Origin of the sequence: Microcoleus sp. CAWBG640 (assembly GCF_020883015.1) — a bacterium.
In the GTDB taxonomy this organism is placed as follows: Bacteria; Cyanobacteriota; Cyanobacteriia; order Cyanobacteriales; family Microcoleaceae; genus Microcoleus; species Microcoleus anatoxicus.
This window is the reverse complement of the sequence record NZ_JAHRFC010000022.1, coordinates 42,636-66,827: the sequence shown is the minus strand read 5'-3', so window position 1 is coordinate 66,827 and position 24,192 is coordinate 42,636. Positions and strand designations below refer to the sequence as shown.

The 24,192-nt window shown below is 41.9% G+C and carries 20 protein-coding genes; 18 read left to right on the top strand and 2 right to left on the bottom strand.

The features are described 5' to 3' along the window. Positions 1 to 247: 247 nt before the first annotated feature. The 15 genes from AAFP11_RS13830 (at position 248) to AAFP11_RS13760 (ending at position 19,398) form a co-directional block, all read left to right on the top strand. Positions 248 to 4,195, top strand: coding sequence for a PAS domain S-box protein (locus AAFP11_RS13830; RefSeq protein ID WP_341737584.1), 3,948 nt, complete (start codon positions 248 to 250; stop codon positions 4,193 to 4,195). A 7-nt stretch (positions 4,196 to 4,202) separates the two neighbouring features. Further along, the gene (locus AAFP11_RS13825) at positions 4,203 to 5,630 is read left to right on the top strand and encodes a response regulator (protein WP_341737583.1); all 1,428 of its coding nucleotides are present in this window, start codon (positions 4,203 to 4,205) and stop codon (positions 5,628 to 5,630) included. Positions 5,631 to 5,737: 107 nt separating this feature from the next. Next, positions 5,738 to 6,130: a response regulator gene (locus tag AAFP11_RS13820; RefSeq protein ID WP_341737582.1), complete on the top strand. Its 393-nt coding sequence runs from the start codon at positions 5,738 to 5,740 to the stop codon at positions 6,128 to 6,130. Next, positions 6,127 to 8,718: a response regulator gene (locus AAFP11_RS13815; RefSeq protein ID WP_341737581.1), complete on the top strand. Its 2,592-nt coding sequence runs from the start codon at positions 6,127 to 6,129 to the stop codon at positions 8,716 to 8,718. Before AAFP11_RS13820 ends, AAFP11_RS13815 begins: the two co-directional genes overlap by 4 nt. Before the next feature lies 1 nt (position 8,719). After that, positions 8,720 to 10,369 (top strand): adenylate/guanylate cyclase domain-containing protein, encoded by a 1,650-nt coding sequence (locus tag AAFP11_RS13810; protein ID WP_341737580.1) that lies wholly within the window; start codon positions 8,720 to 8,722, stop codon positions 10,367 to 10,369. Between the two features lie 82 nt (positions 10,370 to 10,451). Beyond that, positions 10,452 to 10,967, top strand: coding sequence for a DUF1499 domain-containing protein (locus tag AAFP11_RS13805; RefSeq protein WP_341737594.1), 516 nt, complete (start codon positions 10,452 to 10,454; stop codon positions 10,965 to 10,967). A gap of 432 nt (positions 10,968 to 11,399) precedes the next feature. After that, positions 11,400 to 12,254, top strand: coding sequence for a DUF2382 domain-containing protein (locus tag AAFP11_RS13800; protein WP_341737579.1), 855 nt, complete (start codon positions 11,400 to 11,402; stop codon positions 12,252 to 12,254). Positions 12,255 to 12,590: 336 nt separating this feature from the next. Then, positions 12,591 to 13,499 (top strand): DUF2382 domain-containing protein, encoded by a 909-nt coding sequence (locus AAFP11_RS13795; protein ID WP_341737578.1) that lies wholly within the window; start codon positions 12,591 to 12,593, stop codon positions 13,497 to 13,499. A gap of 182 nt (positions 13,500 to 13,681) precedes the next feature. After that, positions 13,682 to 14,167, top strand: coding sequence for a glutathione peroxidase (locus AAFP11_RS13790; RefSeq protein WP_341737577.1), 486 nt, complete (start codon positions 13,682 to 13,684; stop codon positions 14,165 to 14,167). Between the two features lie 453 nt (positions 14,168 to 14,620). Beyond that, a complete protein-coding gene (locus tag AAFP11_RS13785; RefSeq protein ID WP_341737576.1) occupies positions 14,621 to 15,154 on the top strand; it encodes a phycobiliprotein lyase in 534 nt (177 codons plus the stop codon). An 18-nt stretch (positions 15,155 to 15,172) separates the two neighbouring features. Further along, a complete protein-coding gene (locus AAFP11_RS13780; RefSeq protein WP_341737575.1) occupies positions 15,173 to 15,772 on the top strand; it encodes a chromophore lyase CpcT/CpeT in 600 nt (199 codons plus the stop codon). A gap of 206 nt (positions 15,773 to 15,978) precedes the next feature. After that, the gene (locus AAFP11_RS13775; RefSeq protein ID WP_341737574.1) at positions 15,979 to 16,863 is read left to right on the top strand and encodes a phycobilisome linker polypeptide; all 885 of its coding nucleotides are present in this window, start codon (positions 15,979 to 15,981) and stop codon (positions 16,861 to 16,863) included. Positions 16,864 to 16,973: 110 nt separating this feature from the next. Continuing rightward, the gene (locus AAFP11_RS13770; RefSeq protein ID WP_341737573.1) at positions 16,974 to 17,741 is read left to right on the top strand and encodes a phycobilisome rod-core linker polypeptide; all 768 of its coding nucleotides are present in this window, start codon (positions 16,974 to 16,976) and stop codon (positions 17,739 to 17,741) included. A 513-nt stretch (positions 17,742 to 18,254) separates the two neighbouring features. Next, positions 18,255 to 18,563: a CpeR family transcriptional regulator gene (locus AAFP11_RS13765; protein ID WP_341737572.1), complete on the top strand. Its 309-nt coding sequence runs from the start codon at positions 18,255 to 18,257 to the stop codon at positions 18,561 to 18,563. Positions 18,564 to 18,732: 169 nt separating this feature from the next. Then, complete coding sequence (locus AAFP11_RS13760; RefSeq protein ID WP_341737571.1) at positions 18,733 to 19,398, top strand: HEAT repeat domain-containing protein; 666 nt, start codon at positions 18,733 to 18,735, stop codon at positions 19,396 to 19,398. A 156-nt stretch (positions 19,399 to 19,554) separates the two neighbouring features. Here the strand turns inward: AAFP11_RS13760 and AAFP11_RS13755 are convergent, their stop codons facing one another. After that, the gene (locus tag AAFP11_RS13755; protein WP_341737570.1) at positions 19,555 to 20,133 is read right to left on the bottom strand and encodes a phycobilisome protein; all 579 of its coding nucleotides are present in this window, start codon (positions 20,131 to 20,133) and stop codon (positions 19,555 to 19,557) included. Between the two features lie 326 nt (positions 20,134 to 20,459). Between AAFP11_RS13755 and AAFP11_RS13750 the strand changes: the two genes are divergently transcribed. Further along, on the top strand, positions 20,460 to 21,194 hold the full coding sequence (locus tag AAFP11_RS13750) for a 15,16-dihydrobiliverdin:ferredoxin oxidoreductase (RefSeq protein ID WP_341737569.1): 735 nt from the start codon (positions 20,460 to 20,462) through the stop codon (positions 21,192 to 21,194). 7 nt (positions 21,195 to 21,201) lie between these two features. Then, a complete protein-coding gene (locus tag AAFP11_RS13745; RefSeq protein ID WP_341737568.1) occupies positions 21,202 to 21,939 on the top strand; it encodes a phycoerythrobilin:ferredoxin oxidoreductase in 738 nt (245 codons plus the stop codon). Positions 21,940 to 22,103: 164 nt separating this feature from the next. Here the strand turns inward: AAFP11_RS13745 and AAFP11_RS13740 are convergent, their stop codons facing one another. After that, a complete protein-coding gene (locus AAFP11_RS13740; protein ID WP_341737567.1) occupies positions 22,104 to 22,925 on the bottom strand; it encodes a pentapeptide repeat-containing protein in 822 nt (273 codons plus the stop codon). A gap of 462 nt (positions 22,926 to 23,387) precedes the next feature. Between AAFP11_RS13740 and AAFP11_RS13735 the strand changes: the two genes are divergently transcribed. Then, positions 23,388 to 23,978 (top strand): phycobiliprotein lyase, encoded by a 591-nt coding sequence (locus AAFP11_RS13735; RefSeq protein WP_341737566.1) that lies wholly within the window; start codon positions 23,388 to 23,390, stop codon positions 23,976 to 23,978. Positions 23,979 to 24,192: the final 214 nt, after the last annotated feature.

The window sequence follows — 24,192 nt, the reverse complement described above, 5'->3', positions numbered from 1 at the left end:
GATTATCCGTATAAATACGCTATTGCCCTTAAAGTTGATACCATTTACAATAACCAGTAAGGTGCAATTTTTACCAACCACCCACAGCAAATATAGTAACAGCCAAGATGCTTAGGAGATTTTCGATCGCGGAAACTATGACTATAGCTACTTTTCCATCTTCCATCTTCCTTCAGTTTTTTTCCTGAATGCTTCATGTTTAATCACCTAGTTTATTTTCACTTACTAAATACCAATAAAATTTAGGATGAATATGTTTCCTAAACAACTCAATCGGTTAGTTACTAAAATAATCGGCAAAGCTCCCTTACAAACAGTCCTGGTGGTTCCTTTTTTAGTGCAAATTGTCGGCACTGTCGGAGTTGTCGGTTGGCTGTCATTTCAAAACGGACAGCGCGCCGTTAATGATGTGGCTACTCAGTTGCGACGAGAAATTACCGATCGCATTAAAGACCGCATTGAAAATTATATGTCAATTCCTCATATTGTGAATCACCTCAACGTTCAAGGCATAAAATTAGGCCAGTTGAATCTAGAAGACAAACAAAAACTCGAACTTCATTTTCTAGAACAAATTCAATATTTTGATTCGATTAGCATCATTTATGTAGGCAAAGAAAATGGCGAACACTCAGGAGCCATCCGTACACAAGATCGGACTCTCATCTCCGCCGCTGATAGTTCGACAGGCAATAAATTGTCTCGATACACTGCTGACTCTAAAGGCAACCGTGTCAAGTTAGTGGAAATTTCATCCCAGGTTTATGACCCCCGAATTCGGCCTTGGTACATAGCCGCAGCCGCTGCTAAAAAACCAATTTGGAGTACGATTTATACCGATTTTTTAACTAAAGAATTAGCAATTACCGCGGCTTTACCAATCTACGATAAAAATGACAAGTTATTAGGAGTAGCTGGCAGCGATTTATTATTTTCGAGAATTAAAGAATTTCTGGTCAGCCTGAAAATTGGCAAGTCGGGTCAAACTTTTGTGATGGAACGATCGGGAATGTTAATCGCAACTTCCACAGATACTCCTGAATTTGTCATAGAAAATAAAAAAACCAAGCGGATCAAAGCTGCGGAAAGCGAAAATTTAGTAATTCGCCAAACGGCACAGCATTTAGAAAAATTCTATGGTAATTTAGCTAAAATTCAAAATTCTCAACAGCTTAGTTTTGATGTCGATCACCATCGAAATTTTATTCAAGTAACTCCGTTTAAAGACAATCGAGGTTTGGATTGGCTGATTGTCGTGGTAGTTCCAGAGTCCGACTTTATGGAGCAAATAGATGCCAATACTCACATCACTGTGTTATTGTCGTTAGCAGCTTTGCTCTTGGCTGCCATTCTGGGAATTCTGACTGCTAAATGGGTGGTACGGCCGATTTTTAGGTTGAATGAGGCTGCAAAAGCTTTGGCTAAGAATGAATGGGATGATACAAAATTAATTAACAATAGACAAGATGAATTGGGTGAACTTGCCGATTCTTTTAACAGTATGGCGGAGCAATTGCAACAGTCATTTACATCCCTAGGCGAAAGTGAAAATAGAGTCAAACAATTTTTAGATGCCATACCTTTGGGGGTTTTCATTGTAGACGACCTGGGAAATCCTTATTATATTAACCCGATAGGTAAAAAACTAATAGGTCAAGGAATTATCGCATCCAATGCCGAAAATTTACGTCAATCTTACCGCATTTATTTAGCTGGAACTGAGCAACTTTATCCAGCCGAACGCGATCCGATATTAAATGCTTTGCAGGGCAAAACAGTCACGGTGGATGACATAGAAGTTTCCCTAGGTGACAAAACAGTTCCTTTACAAATGTGGGGAACTCCTATTTACGGAAGTCAAGGGAATATCATCTACGGAATTTGCGCTTTTCAAGATATTACGGAACGCAAACAAGCCGAGAAAATTTTAATCAAATACAATCAAAACTTAGAAACAAAAGTTGCCGAACGCACGGCAGAACTTGCTAAAGCCGAAGAAAAGTTTTCTAAAGCTTTTCGTTTAAGTCCTAATGCGATTACCCTCACCAGAATCAGCGATGGTCGCCACATAGAAGTTAATGAAAGTTTTTGTCGGATGATGGGCTACAGTCACGCAGAAATTATTGGCAAAACAGCGGTAGAACTAAACTTTTGGGCGACTTTGGCAGAACGCGATCGCATGATTCAAATGTTAAAAAATAAAACAGCTATACATAATTATGAGTTGAAATTTCGTAATAAAAGCGGTACGGAAAGAGCTGCATTGCTCTCCATAGAAACCATCGATATTGAGGGAGAAGCTTGTTTTTTATCGATTTCTAGCGACATTACCGATCGCCAACAAGCAGAAGCAGCCCTGCGGGAAGCCGAAGAAAAATACCGCAACATTTATGAAAATGCCTTAAGTGGTATTTTTCAGACCACTAGGGATGGAAAATACATTAGCGCCAATCCAGCTTTAGCCCATATCTACGGCTACGAATCCACCGCCGAACTCATAGCAGGCCAGCCTAATTTGCATAATCAGCTTTACGTCAATCCTAAGCGTCACGATGAATTTGTAGAATTGATAAATAAGTATGGCATAATATCAAACTTTGAATCGCAAATTCACAAAAAAGATGGCAGTATTATTTGGATATCAGAAAATTCCCGCGCTGTTTACGATGACCAAAATAATTTACTCTACTATGAAGGTTTTATCAAAGATATTACTGCTAGTAAGCAATCGGAAATCGAAATGCAGCGGGCAAAAGAAGCAGCGGAAGCAGCTAACAAAGCTAAAAGTATTTTCCTCGCAAATATGAGCCACGAATTGCGCTCTCCCCTCAATGCTGTGATCGGCTTTGCTCAAGTCATGATTCGCAGCAAAACCCTGTCTCCAGAAAATCAAGAAGATGTGGGGATTATCCTGCGGAGTGGCGAACATTTACTGAGTTTAATTAACCAAGTTTTAGACTTGTCAAAAATTGAAGCGGGACGCACTACCATCAATGAAAAAAACTTTGACTTGTTCCGCTTGTTAGACGATTTGGAAGATATGTTTGCCCTCAAAGCCGAAGAAAAAAGCTTGCAGTTATTATTCGATCGCGACTCGAAAGTTCCCCACTATATCTGTACCGATGAAGTTAAGTTGCGACAAGTTTTAATTAACTTACTCAACAATGCAATTAAATTCACTTCTCAAGGGGGAGTGTCGCTGCAAGTCAAAGGCGGTCAAAAAGCCTATAATAATAGTGAAAAACAGCCTGGTCGGTACTCAATACATTTTGAAGTTCAAGATACTGGTGCTGGGATCGAGCCTGACGAAATCAATCAGTTGTTTGAAGCATTTATACAGACAAAAACTGGTAAAGATTCTCAAGAAGGAACTGGTTTGGGTTTAGCTATCAGTCGTCAGTTTGTACAATTGATGGGAGGTGACATTACCGTTAGTAGTGAAGTCGGAAAGGGGGCAGTATTTCAGTTTGATATCCAAGTTCATCTGGTGGAATCTGCTGATATTGAAAGCAAAAAAAACCAACTTCGTGTTGTGGCTCTCGAACCAAATCAGCCCCGCTACCGCTTGCTGATTGTGGACGATAAACCCCTGAATCGTCAATTGTTGATCAAACTTCTCAGCCCTCTGGGGTTTGAATTGAGAGAAGCAAATAATGGTCAAGAAGCGGTGGATATTTGCGCGCTGTGGGAGCCGCACTTGATTTGGATGGATATGAGAATGCCCGTGATGGATGGGTACGAGGCTACAAAACAGATAAAAACTACTACTCAAGGGCAAGCAGCGGCGATTATCGCTCTGACTGCTAGTGTTTTGGAGGAAGAACGGGCTGTGATTCTTTCGGCGGGTTGTGATGATTTTATGCGGAAACCGTTCCGAGAGGAAGATATATTTATGGCAATTAGCAAACACCTAGGAGTACGCTATATTTATGAAGATCCAGCAGCAGCAAGTGTGGTGGGTTCCGGGGACGACCGTCAGGAAGTGATGACATCAGGGGCGATCGCCTCTCTACCCGCCGAATGGGTAGCTGCATTCAAGCAAAATATTTTGAGTGTGGATATGGAGGCGATCGCCTTTTCCATAGAACAAATCCGCACTGTCAACTCCTCTCTAGCTGACAGGCTGCAAGATAGCATTAATAATTTTGAATACGAAAGCATTTTAAACGCAATTGCTAACAGCGAGGAAAACTAAAGTGGACATGATTGCAAATCCCAAAAAAAACCATCAAGGTAATATTTTAGTAGTTGACGACACCCCAGAAAACTTACATCTTTTGTCAGGAATCTTAACCAAAAAAGGCTATCAAGTTCGCCCCGTTCCCAGCGGAAAACTCGCACTTTCGGCCGCTCAGAGAATCCCCCCAGATTTGGTGTTGCTGGATATTATGATGCCAGAGATGGACGGCTATGAAGTGTGTCAGCAACTGAAAGCTGAGGAGGCAACAAAAGACATTCCGGTTATTTTCATCAGTGCGATTAACGACGTGATGGATAAAGTTAAAGCTTTTGCCGTGGGGGGAGTAGACTTTATCACTAAACCCTTTCAACTGGAAGAAGTTTTAGCCCGCATTGAAACTCATTTAAAAATTTGTTCTCTACAAAACAGTTTGCAAGAAAGAAATGAAGATTTAGCAACTGCCATTCAACAATTGCAAGCAACCCAAGAGCATTTGATTCAATCGGAAAAGATGGCCGCCCTCGGACAACTGATTGCTGGCATTGCCCACGAAATCAATACACCCCTTGGAATTATCGGTTCTTCTATTGATAACATTGCTAATTTTTGGGAAGCAAATTTAGAACATTTACCAAAATTTTTCCAAGAAATTTCTTCCCAAAGCCAAGTTTATTTTTTAAACCTGCTCTACAGGTCTTCCATAGATAGAGAAACTATATTTACTAGCAAAGAAAAAAGAAAATTTAAGCACAATTTAGTAGTTTATTTGATGGAAAAAGAAGTAAAAAAGCCAGAGGAAATTGCTGACACCTTAGTAGATATGGAAATCTACGATGATATCGAACAGTTATTACCACTTTTTCAACTGCCCGATTGGGAAAGAGTTTTAAACACTGCCTATCAATTTACCACTTTTAAAAAAAGTATTAGTTTAATCCAAAGAGCGACAGCGAAGTCGGGAAAAGTAGTATTTGCTTTGAAAAGTTATGCTCATTTTGATATTAAGCAAGAAAAAATTGAAGCCAATTTACATGAGGGAATTGAAACGGTTTTAACTCTTTATCAAAATCAACTCAAACAGGGGATAGAAGTTGTGAGAAAATATGGCGATTTACCCAAAATCGTTGGCTATCCAGATGAGTTAAATCAAGTCTGGACAAATCTAGTTCACAATGCTCTCCAAGCCATGAATTATAAAGGGACTTTGACTATTGAAACTATGTGTCGAGATGATTGCATTTTGATAAAATTTATTGATAATGGCAAAGGTATTCCACCGGAAATTATTCCCAAAATTTTTCAGCCTTTTTTTACAACTAAAGCGGCGGGGGAAGGTAGCGGTTTGGGATTAGATATTGTCATAAAAATTATTCAAAAACATCAGGGAGAGGTTAGTGTAGAGTCCGTACCGGGGGAGACTATATTTACAGTATCGTTACCAATATATTAAAATAAGAGGGACGAGGCCTAGGCTGCTGCCGATGGGGAATGAATCAGGTACATTGAAATTAAGCAGGAATATATCGACTAAAATGAAAGCACAGAGGAGAGAAAAAGATGAGTAAACCTGTAATTGTTTGTGTTGACGATGAGGCTGATATCTTGAATACTCTGAAGATGCAGCTTAAAAATGAATTTAAAGATAATTATTTTTATGAACTCGCTGAAAGTGGTGATGAAGCTTTAGAGGTAATTGAGGCTTGTCAGGGAGAGGATCTCGTGATCGTGGTGGTTTCTGATTGGTTGATGCCGGGAATTAAAGGGGACGAACTTTTAATTAAAATTCACGAAAAACATCCTAAAATTGTGAAGGTGATGTTGACTGGACAAGCAGACCCAGCAGCAGTTCAACGCGCTGTTGAACACGCTGATTTATATTGCTGTTTATACAAACCTTGGAAGGGGGAAGATTTGATAAAAACTATCAAATCAGGGCTGGCTAAGTTATGAAAAAACCTGTGATTGTTTGTATTGATGACGAACCTGATGTTTTGAACAGTTTAAAAATAGAACTGAGAAAGGCGATCGGCGATCGATGTATTATTGAAACGGCGGAAGGGGGTGAAGATGCTTTAGAATTGCTGGCAGATTTGCAAGCAGATGAGTATGAAATAGCTTTAGTGCTTTCTGATTATATCATGCCGGATATTAAGGGAGATGAACTGCTGAAGCGAATTCACGAACGCTCCCCTGATACCCTGACAATTATGCTGACTGGTCAAGCTGATTTGGAAGCTCTTAGCAATGCGATTAAGTATGCTAAATTGTATCGCTATATCCCTAAGCCTTGGCTAAATGAAGATTTGAAGTTGACAGTGGTAGAAGCAGTTCACAGTTACTTGCAAGACCAAAAATTAACTGATGAAATTATCAAGCGGCAAGAAGCAAACATCGAGTTAAAGAGAGTAAATGAGGCTTTATCTGCTAGTGAAAGCCAACTCAATCAATTTTTAGAAGCTTTGCCAGTGGGGGTATCGGTTTACAATTCCGATGGATCGAGTGCCTATTTTAATCGCACGGCGAGGGAATTGCTGGGTGCAGAGGCTATCCCGGAAAGTAGGGCGGAACAATTAGCAGCAACTTATCAACTGTATGTGGCCAATAGTGATGAGCTATATCCCCCTGATAATCTCCCAATTTTGCGGGCTCTGGGAGGAGAATTTGTCAGGGTTGATGACGTAGAACTCCGCCAAAATGGCAAGAGTGTGGCGCTGGAAATCAGCACTACGCCAATTTTTGACATCAACGGCAATGTTTCCTATGCGATCGCGACTTTTCAAGATATTAGCGATCGCAAACAAGCAGAAAAAGTCGTAGTAGATTACCAGCGCACCTTAGAATCACAAATTCAGGAACGGACAGAAGAACTACAACAAGCAAAAGAAGCAGCCGAAGCAGCAAACAGAGCTAAAAGTACCTTTTTAGCCAACATGAGCCACGAGTTACGAACTCCGCTAAATGCTATACTTGGATTCGCCCAAATCATGGAACCAAGTCCCAATCTCACCCGCGAAAACCGAGACAATCTCAGAATTATTCATCGCAGTGGCGAACATTTACTGACTCTGATCAACCAAGCCTTAGACTTATCAAAAATTGAAGCCGGGAGGATGTCGCTCGAAGCTACAAGTTTTGACATCTACAGACTCCTAGAAGAGTTGGAAGATATGTTCCAACTCCGAGCCGAAAATCAAGAAGTGAACTTAATTTTTGAACGCTCTTCCCCGGTGCCACAGTACATACAAACCGATCAAATAAAATTGAGGCAGGTCCTGATTAATCTTCTGAGTAATGCAATTAAATTCACCCAAATTGGTCGCGTTGTAGTCAGAGTTAAGCGACTGGAAGAAGGACAACCAAGTCAAATAAAATATGCAAGTGACAGGGTTGGAGAAAATGAAATTATTCCTGAATTAAATTCAATAAATAATGATAGTATATTTCCTCAGAATGCCCCGGATAAAAATCCAAAGCAGACTCTAGCAGCTAGTGAGACTAGAAATAATTCTATTTGTTTTCTTCTGTTTGAGGTAGAAGATACAGGAGTGGGAATTTCTCCCGAAGACTTAGGCAATATTTTTACAGCTTTTGTACAAACCGCATCAGGTCAGAAAACCCAAAAAGGCACCGGCTTAGGATTAACTATTAGCCGCCAATTTGTACGACTTATGGGTGGCGACATTACCGTAGAAAGTGAACTGGAACGAGGTTCTCTTTTTAAATTCGAGATTCCAGTCCATCAAGTTGAAGCCTCAGCGATGCCGGCTGCGAAAATCAACTATGAAATTATTGGCTTGCAGCCCAATCAACCTCAATATCGGATTTTAATTGTGGACGATGGGGAGGACAATCGTCAACTATTAATCAAAATGCTTTCTCCCTTGGGTTTTGCACTGCAAGAAGCCAGTCATGGCATGGAAGCATTAGAAATCTGGGAAACTTGGCAACCACATTTGATTTTCATCGATTTGCGAATGCCGGTGATGGACGGTTATGAAGCTACGAGAGAAATTAGAGCCAGAATCCAGCAAAGAAGAGAAGGACTACCAGGGACGGTGGAGATAAATGTGGAGAGCAATATTTTGACTCCAGAATTACCCATTCCGAAGATTATTGCCTTAACAGCTAGTACAATAGAAGAAAGACGCTCCTTTGCTTTATTGGTTGGCTGTGATGACTTTATCAACAAACCTTTCCGTAAAGTAGATATATTGGATAGCCTCAACCAACATTTGGGGATAGAGTATATTTATCGCTCAACTGGTTCGAGTGTAAGTGGAAATGATGAAATCGGCGAGGGAAATATTCTCTCTGATTCAGCAGGTCGTTTTGCCCCTGCTTCTGCACCGAAACTGCCTGCTGAATGGATAGATAATATGAAGCAGGTCATCCGCAGTGCCGACTTTGATTTAATTGCTACCACCATCGAGGAAATTAGGATAACTCGTCCTGAATTTGCCGATCTTCTTCAACATCATCTAGATAATTTTGATTACCAGAAAATTTTTAATTTAATTACTGAGGTAGAGGAATCATAAAATGCAGATGAAGCAGGACAAAACTGACCAGGATCAAGCAGATATTTTAGTAGTTGACGATACGCCAGATAACCTGCGTTTGTTGATTAGAATTTTGCAAAAACAGGGGTACAAAGTTAGACCTGTAACTAACGGTTTTTCTGCTTTAGAGGCTATTGAATCTAGCCAGCCAGATTTGATTTTGTTAGATATTATGATGCCGGATATTAGCGGTTATGAAATATGTCAAAAATTGAAATCTAGCCCGGATTTCAAGGAAATTCCTATCATTTTTCTCAGTGCATTGGAAGATGGATTAAATAAAGCAAAAGCTTTTGAAATTGGTGGTTCTGACTATATTACCAAACCTTTCCAGGTCAAAGAAGTATTGGCGCGAGTTAACAATCAACTGATTGTCCGTTCCTTGCAGATGCAGTTGCAAGCAAAAAATCATAAATTGACCGAACAAAACGACCAATTGCAAGAGGAAATTATCGAACGAAAACGGGTTGAGACAGAAACTTTTTTGTTATTGAAAGCTACTCAAGCTATTAGCAAAGCCGAGGATTTTGAATCGGCGATTGATGTAATTTTAAGGTTAATTTGCGAAACAATCAACTGGAATTTGGCGGAAGCGTGGATTCCAGACAATGATGGTCAAATTTTAAAATGTGCTAGAGGTATGTATGCTAGTGATTTGAGTTTTGCGGAATTCCGAAAAACGAGTTTTCCTTTAACTTTTGCCCCTGGTGTGGGAATGCCTGGTCGGATTTTCCTATCCCAGCAGCCGGAATGGATTGAGGATGTTTCTCAAGTTGAATCAGAAGTTTTTCTGCGTTTTCAAATTGCAGCAAATGTTGGTTTAAAAGCTGCCTTCGGTTTCCCCATTTTGGCTGACGATCAAGTGTTAGCGGTGATAATTTTTTATTGTGACAAGAGTCTTGAATGTCAGCCGCGATTGTGGGAATTATTTAGTGCGGTTGCGACTCAGCTAGGTGCGTTGATTAAGCGCAAGCAAGCTGAGGAAGCGCTGAGATTGGAGCAAAAACAAACAGAGAGATTGCTGCTGAATATTTTGCCAAAACCCATCGCCCTCCGTTTGCAAAAGGAACAAAAACTGATTGCCGATCATTTTGATGAAGTGAGCGTTTTGTTTGCGGATTTAGTGGGTTTTACGGAGTTTTCTGCCCACAAAAGTCCGACGCAGTTGGTAGAAATTTTGAATGGAATTTTTTGTGAGTTTGATAGGTTGTCTGAGTCACGCGGATTGGAAAAGATTAAGACTATTGGGGATGCTTACATGGTGGTGGGCGGTTTACCAACACCGCGAGAGGATCATGGGGAGGCGATCGCCCTTTTAGCCCTAGAGATGCAAGCGGCTTTGACTCAGTTTAATCTCAAAACCGGAGAAAATTTTGAGTTACGCATCGGCATACACAGCGGTTCGGTGGTAGCAGGAATTATTGGAATTAGCAAGTTTAGCTATGATTTGTGGGGTGACACTGTTAATGTTGCTTCGCGGATGGAGTCCAATGGAATGTCGGGAAAAATTCAAGTGACGGCGACAACTCGTGAGCTTTTGAAAGATAAATTTGTTTTAGAAGAAAGGGGGATGACTGACTTTAAAGGCAAAGGGAAAATGTTGACTTACTGGCTGCTAGACAAGTGTTAAAATATAAGTGGTTAATTTTTTTAAGTAAATATCTATTAATATTAAGATTAGATTGAACTTCCGCTTGATGAGGCCTAATAATTTGCAAAGTGTTGACACAAAATCACCGACAGCATTAAAAAAAGTGCTAGTTATTTTAATGTCATTGCTAGGAGTAGCAATACTGTCGATCGCCCTTTTTATAGCCATTCCCGGAGAAAAAACCATGTTTGCTGGAAAAAGACCTACCAATATCGGTATTCAGTCAGGAAAACTCGCACCTTGTCCCACTTCCCCCAACTGTGTCAGCAGCTTTAGTCAAGATCCCGAACACAAAATTGACCCTTTGACATACAATTCGACACCCGCAGTCGCCATGGCAAATCTCAAAGGCGCGATCGCCTCCTTGGACAAAACTAAAATTATCGAACAAACAGATAATTACCTCTATGCAGAATTTACCAGTTCCTTGATGGGGTTCGTGGATGATGTAGAATTCTTGCTAGATGAATCAGCAAAAGTCATTCATGTGCGATCGGCTTCACGTCTAGGACAATCCGACTTGGGAGTCAATCGCAAACGGATAGAAACCATCAGAAATCAACTAAATCAACTCTGAAATTCCAAGTTTTAATGGGAGATTTTGCATAGGCCAAGCATGACCGCAGACAATTTATTAGTGATAACCAGAGATTTACAGCCGTCATGCTTCGCCCCTACGAATATATTTGCAAAACTGAGCTGCACCCCAAGTTTTAATATCGTTTCCGGCTGCATCGGAATGATTTAACCGCAGAGAACACAGAGGACACAGAGGGAGAGAATAGAGATCTGAATCATTCAGATGCTACCGGATTTGATATAACTTTTCCCCAGCCCCTCACCTCACCAATGAGGGGTTTTGGATAAAGTTGAGTGCGGTATTTCCCATACCCCACTGTATTCCTATAGTATTAAGTAGCTTAGATTCAACACTTCCGACTTTAGAGAGAGGGAAAATTACTAATAAATTCTTAGGATGAAGGTAATTAAAAGCATAGGAGAAAAAGACATGGCTCTTCAAAGAATAGAAGAATTTTATCCTAACTATAGGGAAGAAATTTTTGCAGGAGACGACATCAAAGGCTTTGATGTTTATGCAGGTGACTCCGATGAAAAAATAGGGAGCATTTACGACGCTTTAGTTGATGAAACTGGTCGTTTTCGTTATTTAGTAATTGACACCGGGATCTGGATTTTTGGCAAAAAAGTCTTGCTGCCGATCGGCTCTGCTCGTTTCGACTACGGAGCCCGTCGTGTTTATGCAACCGGTCTTTTCAGCAAAGAGCAAGCAGAACAATTACCTGCTTATAATGAATTAGAGCCTGTAGATTACGATCGCGAAGAACAGGTAAGAGACGTATACCGTGGCACCACTGCGCCCGAAACCGCATCAGCCCTTTCTACTACTAACTACGATCGCAGCAACTACAACTACGATTTAGACCGTCCTCTGTACGAGACAAACGAACAGAATCATCAAACCCTCAAACTTTATGAAGAACGGTTAATTGCCAACAAAAACCGTGCCAAAACAGGGGAAGTAGCAGTCGGTAAGCGTGTAGAAAGCGAAGTTGCACGAGCCTCAGTCCCCATCGAAAAAGAACGAGTTGTCATCGAGCGAGTAACACCCGTAGAAGCAGGTAGAGTAGTTTCAGTCGGTGAAGTTGACTTCCAATCCGGTGAAGTTGCACGCATGGAAGTTTACGAAGAAACCGCCGACATTCACAAAGAAGCTTACGTGCGCGAAGAAGTCAGCGTTAGAAAAGAAGTAGTTCGCAGCACCGTGGATGGTGAAGAAACCTTGCGCCGTGAAGAACTCGATGTTCAGACAGATGGAACTCCTGTTGTAGATAACAAATTGTAGATAACAAAATCTAAACCGCCCACTGCCTATTTTAGGGGGATAGATTTAGTGCCAAGTTGGTTTTTTTCAGACCAATTTGTCATCCTCTAAAAACCCCTAAAGGGTGTAATGGGGAACCCCCCCCAGCCCCCCCCAAGGGGGGATAGGAGAAGGTAATGGGGAACCCCCCCTGCCCCCAGGGCTGTTTCATTCTCAAGAAAACGATGCTTTTGTAGGGGTAGTGCCCCCGTGCCTACCCTCCCCATCCACAATTTTGTAAGTGTTTCAGAGATTGGGGCAGCCACGGGGGGCGGCCCCTACAAGAGAATGAAACAGTAAATTAGGAAACTTTTAAAAATGAACAACCAACCCTCAGTTGAAAAAACCCAACGTGCCAAGGGAACTACCCATTTCAACCGAGTTCCCGAAAAAGTGAGAACAAAACTTAAAACTTTTATAGTCAAAGATCGGGACGGTGAGTTAGTAGGTAAAATCAAAGATGTCTATTTCGATAATAGTGGAAAACTCAATTTTTTAGTCGCCGGAAAGCAGGGGGAAAACCCACGGCTTGTTTTATTAAATATTAAGCAACTCAACACAGTTGATTATCAGGAAAAAATCCTGTTATTTAAACTTAGCTTAGAGCAAATAGAGATGCTGCCACTAAAATCAGCTAATGACAGCCATGAGCATTTAGAACTCCCAGCATCCCCAAAGGTTCTCAGTCACAGCAACCCAACTCCTCCCGTAGCAATTATGTCTAATGAAACCGATGCCGATGAGCGCCCCATAGAAAATCTGAAAAGCCCGGAAATTCACCAAGACTTAGATAGCGAAGACTTAGATATTGTCGATCGAGAAATAATTCGGCTGCTAGAAGAACGATTGGTAATCAATCGCAGCAAGCGCAAAGTTGGGGAAGTTATCGTCCGCAAAGAAATAGAAACTCGGATGGTACAAGTACCAATCCAAAGAGAAAAGTTGATTGTGGAACAAGTCGGTGACGATCCGAAGGTGCTGGCGGAAATAGATTTGGGCGAGGGACAAATCACCGGGATAGATTTGAGCGAAATTAATCATCACCAACCGTCAGTACCAACAGTCAGCGCTGAATTTACTTCTGTGCAAAAAGCCAGCAAAGTTTTAAATTTGATCGAATCCCAGCCGCGTCACGGCTGCGTCAAAGTCCGTATAGAAATAGTTCTAGAAAATCAGGATCTGGAGGAAACTTATCAAAAATTGATGGACAGCTATTCAGATAATTGAACTAGGAAATCTGAGCTGGGGGCTAATTTGATAAATAACGCTTACAGGTTGGGTTGAGCGAGAGAACCCAACTTCCCATCTGGTTTTACCGAAAGTTTAACCGGATGGACTAATTGCATTTTTGGAAAAATTTTTCCAAATTGCGGTATGATTGTGTTGGAAAAGTCTAAAAGTATTAGAAAATGACCAGCACCATTTCCGACATTACAGTAAAAACGATCGCAGGCGCAGACAAACAGCTAGGAGAGTATGCTGGTAAGGTACTCTTGATCGTGAATTTAGCTTCCTACTGTGGCTATACGCCTCAATACAAAGGACTCGAAGAGTTGAATCAAAAGTACAGCGATGCGGGTCTCCGGGTTTTAGGGTTTCCCTGCAACGACTTCGGTGCTCAGGAGCCTGGTACTAACTCAGAAATTGTCGAATTCTGCACTACAAAATACGGTGTCAGCTTTGAGCTTTTCGACAAGGTACACGCTAAAGGTAGTCAACAACACCCGCTTTATGCTCAGCTTACCAGTTCTGTGGCTCCCAAGGGCGAGGTTTCTTGGAATTTTGAGAAATTTTTAGTCAGCAAACAATGTGAAGTGGTTGCTAGATTTCGCAGCAGTGTAGGCCCGGAATCTCCTGAGTTGATTGCTGCAATTGAACAGGAATTGGCTAAATAAAGAAGAGGGAATAAAGAAGAGGAAAGAAGTTACTTTTTTTAGGTTTCTCATTTTCTGGCTTCTTTTTTCCCGCGGTTGATTAAATACAATGGGAGAATTATTTAGTGGAAAATACATCTGGGTTAGATTTATTTGTAGGTTTATTGGCGATCGCCATTTTGGCTGGCGGACTGCTAATGCTGTTTTCCGGTATCTCCTCATTTCCTAAAGAGAAATAAAATATAACCGCAGTCAAAAGGATTGAGTTATTTAGGAAATGGGTGATAATTCGAGGTTAAGGGGATGTGAAAATAGCCTGCACCTAGTCAAAGGTTAAGAGTTGCGATCGCCAGTCTAGGCAATCCTAGGAAAATGTGATAATCTATGGGCTGCAATAGACTTTTCTCATCAAGATTGTGGAACGGGCATCGTGCCTGTTTTTAACAGGGTTATACTTCCTTCTTGCTTCTACTTATGAACATCGAGCAGTTTGTTGAAAATTCACTAGGACAATGGCGATCGCAACGTAGCGCCCATCACTTGACTTTCAGACACTTTGAAGCTATAGAATCAGTGATTGATATCGTGGCAGTCTCACCCGATGATGCAGCCGTCATCGACCTCTGCAAGTCCTACAACATAGACCCAACCCAAGCAGTAAGCCCCTTCCAAATGACCTGGGAAGGACACACAGATTGGGACGAAAACGCCGAAATGAAGGGGAGTTGCATCCTCGTACCAATCCCCGATCGCACAATCCCCAATCGCGGAAAACTACTGCGAGATCAAGGATATGCCGAAACCATCCCAGCCGCCGCTGACTATCACTTCACCGACGATGGCACCTTTGTCCTACTCACCAGCTACGACAACGCCGCCGCCGAAGAAAAAATCTGGTTTGCCAATCCTAACCTCCGGTTTCGTGTTTCCCTGATCAAAACCAGCCAAGGAAGTGGAGTTGTCACAGCATCATTTTCCTCAGAAATTCGTTCACTCCCAGCGAAATAAGCAACTAGAAAACAGCTTATGAATTCAGTTAAAAGCAACGATTTAATCACCCTAGCTCAGTGGATGGCAGGGGATTTTAGTAACTACAAACAATCCTTTGAAAAACCACAACAATTTGCCCATATTCACATCTTATTTCGCCCTTTACCCTTTGAGTTCTTCAATGCGATCGGCTTTTATTCCGAACAAGTATATGACCATGACCTTTGGACTCCCTATCGTCAAGGAGTTCACAAATTAATTGACCAAGGAGAACAAATTTATATTGAAAATTATAGTCTCAACGATCCAGTACAATACGCCGGCGCAGCACGAGAATTAAGCATTCTCAAAACAATTAAACCAGATTGCATTCAAAGGCGGTACAATTGTTCTATGGTGTTCAAACGAGACGGAGAAATGTTTCGAGGTAGTGTAGAGCCAGGAAACCAATGTCTCATCGAAAAAAGAGGTTGTTCAACCTACCTAATCAGTGATGTGGAAATTACCGAAACAACCTGGAGCAGTCTCGATCGCGGTATGGATATAAATACTCATCAACAGATCTGGGGTTCAGACTCCGGCTCCTTATGGTTTGAAAAGCGCCAAAGCTTTGCAGCAGAAGTACCGTTGGTCTAATTTACGCGGTTGGGCGATCGGTCAGAAAACCCCAAGCATACTACAGTCACACATCTTGCCATCAAAAATTTACAGGCAAAAAGACACCAATTTTGTAGTACAAAAAAACAGTAACATAAACTGTAATATTACAATATGTAAATTTTTCTAATCTAACATCTAATTATGGTAAATTTTCACATAACACAATAGTGGAGATTTTTTAAATGGTTTTTGGACCTGCATCTCGACTTGGAGTCAGTTTATTTGAAGAAACACCATCTTTAGAACTGATGCCAGGACATTCACAAGAAGAAGTAGAAACCGTAATTCGTGCTGTCTATCGCCACGTTTTGGGTAATGCCTACGTCATGGAAAGTGAACGAGCCATAATTCCCGAATCGCAATTCAAACGTGGTGAACTCAGTGTACGCGAATTCGTCCGCGCTCTGGCAAAGTCAGACGCCTATCGTTCTCGCTTTTTCGACACTTGTCCTCGCTATCGGTTCATTGAACTCAACTTCAAACATCTTCTCGGTCGCGCTCCCGATGGCCTAGAAGAAATGAGAACACATAGCACCATTTTAGATACTGAAGGCTTCGAGGCAGAAATTGATTCCTACCTCGACAGCGATGAATATCAAAACGCCTACGGGGAAAATATCGTTCCCTTTTACCGAGGCTACAAAACCCAACCAGGAAAAAACATGGTTGGGTTTACTCATATGTTTGCCCTCTTGCGTGGCGCTTCCAGCAGCGATTTCAAGGGCAGTATTTCTGGAAAAGCCCCTGTTCTCAATAAATTCGTCATTCAAGAAACCCCTTTACCAATCGTTCCCCCTTCCGGTGGCACAGTTGGAGACGGTTGGGCATTCCAAGAGTACGCTATGAATGCACGTAGCCGTGCTGGATTAGGTGCACAAGCAGAAGGCAAAGTTTATCGCATTACAGTAACTGGATATCGCTCTTCAGGAACGACTGTGATGAACAAAGTCTCTAAATTCCGTCGTAGCAATCAAGTATATCTTGTACCATTCGATCGCCTTTCGCAAGAATATCAACGCATCCACAAACAAGGTGGCGTAATTGCCAGCATCACTGCTGTCAACTAAAAACGGTTTAAACTTATGCCTCAACGACTTGGGGAAATACCTCCCTGAGCGTTTTTAGGCAATCCTTAATTCCCAGTTTTGAAGCATTATTTATTTCCAGGAGAAACTCGATGAGTGTTGTTTTAGATGCGTCCGTAGAACTTTGGCCTACTAGCAGTTCCGACGATCAACAGGCCGTAATTCGTGCCGTTTACAAGCAAGTGTTGGGCAATCCTCACGTCATGGAAAGCGAGCGCCTAACCGTCGCCGAATCCCAATTATGCGATGGCGGCATGACTGTACGGGAATTTGTCCGTGCTGTAGCAAAATCCGACTTCTATCGTAGTCGGTATTTTGAATCTTGCGCTCCCTACCGCTTTGTCGAACTCAACTTTAAACATTTGTTAGGTCGCGCTCCCTTAGACCAAGCAGAACTATCTGAGCATATCTGCACCTGTATCGAAAAAGGCTACGAGGCAGAAATAGATTCCTACCTCGACAGTCAAGAATATCAGGACAAATTTGGCGAGAATACAGTCCCTTATTATGTAGGCGCAAAAAGTCAAGTCGGACAAAAGCAAGTCGGCTACAATCGCACCCTTTCCCTGTATCAAGGTTTTGCAGGTGTTGACAGTGCTTTCACCGCTTCTCGCTTAGTGGATTTTGTAGCTGGTAATAGCGGCAACAAAATTACTTTACCAAGCACCGGCGGTCGGATCAGCGCTTACAAAGATGCCACCGAAAAGATGTTCAAAATTTTAGTTAAAGGCGCTAAATTTGATAGCCCTCGCCGACTAAGTAACACTGAATATCTAGTTTCCGGCGGAAAAATGACTCCGCAAATCCAGCGGATTCATCGTGCAGGCGGAAAAATTGTCAGCATCACCGAAGTTGCTTAAAATATTCAGTGATGAGGGAAGTATCCCGGAGTCAGTAAATTGACTTTTTTGTGGCACTGGCATCTTGCCAGTGCAACTAAATTGACTTTTTGTGGCACTGGCATCTTGCCAGTGCAACTAAATTGACTTTTTGTGGCACTGGCATCTTGCCAGTGCAACTAAATTGACTTTTTTGTGGCACTGGCATCTTGCCAGTGCAACTAAATTGACTTTTTGTGGCACTGGCATCTTGCCAGTGCAACTAAATTGACTTTTTGTGGCACTGGCATCTTGCCAGTGCTAAGAGACTGTTATTCCGCAACAAATACGATCGCATTTGTGGATATTTTTCAAGGAACAGTAACATTTTTTGACAGTTTAAAACAACCTTAGTTTTCGTTTAAGTTTGGTATTTTTTAGTTTATCTAGAGCGAGTTAATTATTCGCTCTTTTTCTAGTGAAAAAAGCCACAAACTTGATTTATATACTCCAGGATTATTTCTAAAATCTAAAATCTAAAATCTAAAATCTAAAATGGTATTACCTCCCATAGCTGACAAAAAAATGCAGGCTTGGATTAGAAGTCGTCACTTAATTTTCACCGGTCAGTTTCTAATTTTTGAAACTTTAGACTATCCAACAGTTGAGCGATTTGAGGAATGTATCACCAGTCTAGGAGGATGCTTAATTTCTGTTGAACCCAGCAAACGAGTTTGGATGGGAAATCATCGACAAGTTATCCTTTATCAAGCCAAAGGTAGTTTGCATACACCTCACCATGAACTGCGACAATATTGGTTTAAATATGGCAGTTTTCAGACTAGATTTGATGAGAGAGTTTAGTAGAAGGAAGAAGGAAGAAGGAAGAAGGAAGAAGGAAGAAGGAAGAAGGAAGAAAGCCCTTCGACTACGCTCAGGGTACGAAGAAAGCCCTTCGACTACGCTCAGGGTACAAAGAAGGTGGAAGGTAGAATATTTCTGTTACAGTATAAGAAACTTGTGCTTTGTGGTTATGGATATTCACGAAATCGAAGCGTCTCTAGAAAATTCTGACTTTCAGTATCGACTCAAGGCGATCGCAGCTCTCAAAGACTATACACCAGAAATAGCCGTTCCCTTACTAAAATCGAAACTCAACGACCCTGAATTTTTAGTACGTTCCTTTGTCAGTCGGGGATTTGGGCAACAACAAAGCGCCGAATCCTTCGCCGCACTCCTGCAAATCATCAAACTTGACAACACCCCCAATGTCAGGGCCGAAGCCGCGAATTCGCTATCTCTATTCGGGAGATGCGCTGCGTCTCATTTACTGCTGACTTTTATTCAGGATGACCACTGGCTGGTGCGTCGCAGCATTATAGCAGCCCTGGTAGACATGGAGTGCTACAACGAACTTTTTGAAGTTTGTCTCGAAGCATTAGCTGGCGAAGATATGACCACCCAGGAAGCTGCTGTGGATGCACTCGGTGCCTTAGCTGGAACAATTCAGGAACCGGCCGCACTTTCTCAATTATTGACGCTGGCTAATTCTGAGTATGAAGGAATTCGTCAGCACACTGCATCTGCTTTGAAGCATTTTGATACTCCCCAGGCGAAGGAAGTTTTGAGTCAACTTCGCCAAGACTCCCATCATCAAGTAGTTGGCGCTGCTTTAGAAAATTTGCTTGAGAACAGTTAAGAAGAAGGAAGAAGGAAGAAGGAAGAAGGAAGAATTTCTTGAATCTCTACTAGACTTCTCCAATAATACTAAGCCAGAAACCGGGTTTTTATGAAAATATAGGCTGGAGTGCGAAAATATGGGTGAAAAACCCGGTTTCTTGAATCCCCTGGGTACTCAAGCTTGACTAAACTGTTTTAAGGCACTGATTAAATGGTCAAAATTGAGACCCAATAAATCCTGTTCTTCTGAACTAAATTGCTGTAAACAGACTGTTTTTAACTGTTCTAATCCACAGAGCATCGCTGGCACCGGAACTCCCAATTCTTGATAAAGTAGCTCCATATTTTTGAGTCCTTCCTGGCTGAAGAATTCAGGATTTTTCCCAGCAACTCCATAGGTGACGGAGCGCAAGAAATGCCAAAAATCTCGCCAACAGGCTTCAGCACGAGCCGGAGGATAGAGGTCATTTCCTGGTTCGGCGATATTCGGAAATTCTGCTAATACCTTTGCTCTGGCCTTGGCAACCAAATTAGGAGCTTGTTCTCGCAGCAATTTAGCTTGGGCTACCATTAAAGAGTTATCTGGAACCAGATTTTGAATGCGTTCTAAATCTTCGTCGGTGAGATATTGACCTCGATTGTCTGCTGTTTGAAAAATGGCGATTACTTCATCGGAATAGAGATTGTTCCAAGCGGCAAAACTGACGATTCGGGCTTTGGGAATTAATTCTTTGGCTCTTTCACTTAACTGCATAGTTATTAAAATTGCATTCAGGTAGTTGGAGACAATCCAAGTTATAGACTAGAATTATGAAGATATTTATTAAGTTTTATTAAAAATATGAGATTCACACCGGGGAATGTGGTAGAAAGTCTTAATTAGACTTATCCCCAACTGTGAAGGGCAAGCCCCATGGCTACTCCACAGGAATTATGGGAAATATCTATTACAAAAGTTCGAGCGAAAGTTTGGTTTCATAACGAAATATTACTTTGTTAGCTAAAAGAGAGACGAGACTTCGGGCGATCGCCTATCATCCTGTATTTAGGGAAAACCTCTAAGGGGCTAAATTATCATCTATGTTTAAGCCATTTCAACAATTTTTAGAAAAAGAACTGTCTGAGAATTTTGCACTAGAGAGTCGTCCCATTCCCTCTGGTTTGGAATCGGTGGTGAGTGAAAGAGGCAAAAATCCAGCCACCATTCAAAGTTGGTGCTATCAATGCCCTCAATTGCGAAAAATTCGTTACACCTACATCGATGCTGGGGAAACGGCGCAAATTTTCAACAGCGTTATTTATCCTAACTATAATTACGATGTACCCTTGCTGGGGATAGATTTTTTAGCGTTTGGGAAAAAGAAAATCTTGGTAGTGATTGATTTTCAGCCCTTATTCCGCGATCGCCCCTACATAGACAAGTATATCGAACCATTGACGGAAATTCGCAGTAAATACAGCGCCTTGGTACAAGACTTAGAAATGAAGTTCTATGATGCCAACCAGTATTTTTCCAAAAATTTGCTGTTTGCCAAAACCGACGCAGAAACAGTAGTCAATCAATTGTTTCCCGCCTATCAAGAATACGTCCAGTTGTATTGGAAAATGCTAGAGCAAGCTTCTCCACTCAATAGTCCCGAAGAAGTTCAGCGAATTGTGAAAGCACAAAAAGATTACGACCAGTATAGTGCAGAAAGAGACCCCGCATCAGGACTATTCAGCAGCTATTTTGGCCATGAATGGTCAGAGAAATTTTTGTACGAGTTTTTGTTTGAAGATGCTGTTCCCTTAGCGATTCCCGCCGGGGCAAAATAAATTAAACATGACTTTATACCAGCCATTTTTAGATTACGCCATCCCACTCCTAACGGAACGACTTGACCTAGCTCCTTATCCGATTCCAGCAGGTTTTGAAAGCAAAGAATGTATCACTGGGAAAGGAAAAAAAGAGCAGTTGGTGGTAACAACCAGCCATGCTTTCAAATCCTCAAAACTGCGGCAGATTCGGGCCGCTCATGTTCAGGGTGGTGACGCTCTCCAGGTACTAAACTTTGTAATTTTCCCCCAAATAAATTATGATTTGCCTTTCTTCGGGGCGGATTTAGTAACTTTGCCGGGGGGACATTTGATTGCTTTAGATATGCAGCCACTATTCCATAATCTGGCTTATCAAAAGCAATACTCCGATCCGATTTTACCGATTTTCAACAAGTATCAAAAAGACTTACCTTGGGGTGGGGATTTTCCTGAAGAGGCAAAACAGTTCTTTTCTCCAGCGTTTCTCTGGACTCGTCCCAAGGAAACGGAGGCTGTACAAACTACGGTTTTTGCAGCTTTTCAGGATTATCTACAAGCTTATCTCGATTTGGTCGATCGGGCCCAACCAGTCACAGATAGCCAGAGATTGGCAGAGATTCTTCAGGCTCAACGGAATTATATCAATTATCGTGCTGCTAAAGATCCTGCGAGGGGGATGTTTTTGCGGTTCTATGGTGAGGAGTGGACTGAGGAGTACATACACGGTTTCCTGTTCGATTTGGAACGCCATCTCGAACATTGATAGTTAGTTGGAGGCGTGTTTATCCGAATTACCAATAGGCGTAATGAACCGCGAAGGCGCGTTCCCCGCAGGGGTTCCCGAAGGGTAGGACGCGAAGGAAGAGAAAGAAGAAAATGCAGTTCTTCCTTCGCGCTCTTTGCGCCTTCGCGGTTTAATCATTCCGACTAACAAGCCAGACTTTGAGCCGTATTATTACGAGTAAAAGAGTTCCAAGTACCTAACTCCTTTGAACTACGACTGCGAAGCATTGCTCTCGCTTCCTCGGTCAATCCTTGTACTAAACTAAAGTCAGCACCAGCAATACTTTTTAATTGTTCTAAATTCGCGCCTGTCAAATCAGCCGCCCGTAAATCTGCTCCCTGTAATTCAGCACCAATTAATATCGCATTCCGTAAATAAGCACCAGTGAGTAAAGCATTTTGAAGAGTTGCACCACTTAAGGCTGCTCCCTCTAAATTTGCGCCGGTTAAATCCGCTCCACTGAGATAAGCTCCTCGCAGATTACAGTAACTCAAATCGGCTCCTCGGAGGTTTGCTGTATTCAAGAAAGCCCCACTGAGACTAGCTTTTGGTCCAATAGCTTCTGATTTTTGGTAATTGAATCCTTCTGGCCAAATGGTATTGCTATCATATAAAGCTAATTTGAATTTAGCTAGTTCTAGGTTAGCATTTAGTAGATTACAACCTTGTAAATCTGCCCGAAAAAAATAGCTTTCTTGTAAGTTTGCGCCACTCAAATTAGCATCTCTGAGACTGGCCCGCCGTAAATCAACTCCCTGGAGATTTGCACCTTGGAAATTGGTTTTGCTGAGGTTCGCGCCGATTAAGTTGGTTCCGCTCAAGTCAATCCCGGATAAATCCATCTGGCTGAGGTTGATTCCCTGGAGGTTTGTTTGAGCTAGACTTTTATTTTGCTCAAGAGCTTGTAAGACTTCTGCGAGAGTCAGGGGTTCTGAGAGGAAAAATGAGTGTTGATGAATTGCCATTATATTTTTTGAAGATTTATTGATGGAATTGCTCAAAGTTGGCCAGTGTAATTTATCCTAGGATTTGACTGTTGTGCGATCGCCTTTTGTTAATTGTTCTTAACCAAAATCCGATCCGATTCTCCTCCCATCCCCTTCACAAGGGGAAGGAATGATATAGAGGAGACGGCAGTGCCCATTGGTGTCAACTTAAGGTAAAACCGATAGTCCGACAGGGGTTGAAACCCCTGTCTCAAAGCTAAAGTCCTCTAAAGAGGACTGAAGAACTCATTAGTCCTCTTCAGAGGACTTTCGCTATTAGACAGGGACTTCAGTCCCTGGCGGGCTTTCGGCTTAAGTTGACACCTATGGGCAGTGCCGTTTCCCTACCCAAAATAATATTGTAGGGACACTCCAAGAGCCGTCTCCTAATTACTTGATTCCTCTCGCTAAGTTGACACAGAAATGCTGCTAACACCACCTATGACTATGATGGATTTCTTTCGCAAGAGTGAGGGCGTTTGGTTCACTCAGCGAACAGTGCATAATTTTGATACTGCTGCTGCTGATGAGTCGGGAGAATCTAATGTCATGATTGATGTCTTGTCAATAGATGATCCCAGAGTTTTAGAAGTTTGTCAACAGCAAAATGTGGATCCTGCTTTAGTTAGTGGAGGATGCAGTTTCATGTGGCAAGATAATTTGGATGATGCTACCCCAAACCAAAATTATGCTGCAATTCTGATCGATGTGCCCAATCCTAATAACCCGAAGATGGGCAAGTTTCTGCGAAATCGTGGCTACGTGGAAGGGATTCCGGTAATTGGTATTTATAATTTTGCTGATGATGGGGTGTTGACTATTGAGACGGAATATGAGACAAATCAAGGACAGGAACGTTGTTGGTTTATTAACGATCATTTTCGGGTACGGGTGATGACTGTTCAAATGAGCAATGGCGTCAAACAAATGGCATACTGTTCTGAGCGTCGTTGTATTTCTCAGTCTGTTTTAGAAGAGATGCTGGAACACAATCGCTTGAGGGTTTCTGGGGCGGCTGCGGTGTCATGTTAAAGGGATTTAGGGTTGGGCGGGGGCGGGTTTATGAGATTATTGGTCTTGGGCAATTATTGTTTGTAAAACCCGCCCCTACGGCAATTTGGCGGGGGCGGGTTTATGAGATTATTGGTCTTGGGCAATTATTGTTTGTAAAACCCGCCCCTACGGCAATTTGGCGGGGGCGGGTTTATGAGATTATTGGTCTTGGGCAATTATTGTTTGTAAAACC

What these genes read in the sequence shown, in the direction of transcription:
- AAFP11_RS13790 (WP_341737577.1), top strand. Translation starts at nt 13,682, where the DNA reads ATGACCAGCACCATTTCCGACATTACAGTAAAAACGATCGCAGGCGCA.
- AAFP11_RS13800 (WP_341737579.1), top strand. Translation starts at nt 11,400, where the DNA reads ATGGCTCTTCAAAGAATAGAAGAATTTTATCCTAACTATAGGGAAGAA.
- AAFP11_RS13755 (WP_341737570.1), bottom strand. Translation starts at nt 20,133, where the DNA reads ATGCAGTTAAGTGAAAGAGCCAAAGAATTAATTCCCAAAGCCCGAATC.
- AAFP11_RS13785 (WP_341737576.1), top strand. Translation starts at nt 14,621, where the DNA reads ATGAACATCGAGCAGTTTGTTGAAAATTCACTAGGACAATGGCGATCG.
- AAFP11_RS13735 (WP_341737566.1), top strand. Translation starts at nt 23,388, where the DNA reads ATGACTATGATGGATTTCTTTCGCAAGAGTGAGGGCGTTTGGTTCACT.
- AAFP11_RS13750 (WP_341737569.1), top strand. Translation starts at nt 20,460, where the DNA reads ATGTTTAAGCCATTTCAACAATTTTTAGAAAAAGAACTGTCTGAGAAT.
- AAFP11_RS13830 (WP_341737584.1), top strand. Translation starts at nt 248, where the DNA reads ATGAATATGTTTCCTAAACAACTCAATCGGTTAGTTACTAAAATAATC.
- AAFP11_RS13815 (WP_341737581.1), top strand. Translation starts at nt 6,127, where the DNA reads ATGAAAAAACCTGTGATTGTTTGTATTGATGACGAACCTGATGTTTTG.
- AAFP11_RS13775 (WP_341737574.1), top strand. Translation starts at nt 15,979, where the DNA reads ATGGTTTTTGGACCTGCATCTCGACTTGGAGTCAGTTTATTTGAAGAA.
- AAFP11_RS13795 (WP_341737578.1), top strand. Translation starts at nt 12,591, where the DNA reads ATGAACAACCAACCCTCAGTTGAAAAAACCCAACGTGCCAAGGGAACT.
- AAFP11_RS13760 (WP_341737571.1), top strand. Translation starts at nt 18,733, where the DNA reads ATGGATATTCACGAAATCGAAGCGTCTCTAGAAAATTCTGACTTTCAG.
- AAFP11_RS13745 (WP_341737568.1), top strand. Translation starts at nt 21,202, where the DNA reads ATGACTTTATACCAGCCATTTTTAGATTACGCCATCCCACTCCTAACG.
- AAFP11_RS13825 (WP_341737583.1), top strand. Translation starts at nt 4,203, where the DNA reads ATGATTGCAAATCCCAAAAAAAACCATCAAGGTAATATTTTAGTAGTT.
- AAFP11_RS13740 (WP_341737567.1), bottom strand. Translation starts at nt 22,925, where the DNA reads ATGGCAATTCATCAACACTCATTTTTCCTCTCAGAACCCCTGACTCTC.
- AAFP11_RS13770 (WP_341737573.1), top strand. Translation starts at nt 16,974, where the DNA reads ATGAGTGTTGTTTTAGATGCGTCCGTAGAACTTTGGCCTACTAGCAGT.
- AAFP11_RS13820 (WP_341737582.1), top strand. Translation starts at nt 5,738, where the DNA reads ATGAGTAAACCTGTAATTGTTTGTGTTGACGATGAGGCTGATATCTTG.
- AAFP11_RS13765 (WP_341737572.1), top strand. Translation starts at nt 18,255, where the DNA reads ATGGTATTACCTCCCATAGCTGACAAAAAAATGCAGGCTTGGATTAGA.
- AAFP11_RS13780 (WP_341737575.1), top strand. Translation starts at nt 15,173, where the DNA reads ATGAATTCAGTTAAAAGCAACGATTTAATCACCCTAGCTCAGTGGATG.
- AAFP11_RS13810 (WP_341737580.1), top strand. Translation starts at nt 8,720, where the DNA reads ATGCAGATGAAGCAGGACAAAACTGACCAGGATCAAGCAGATATTTTA.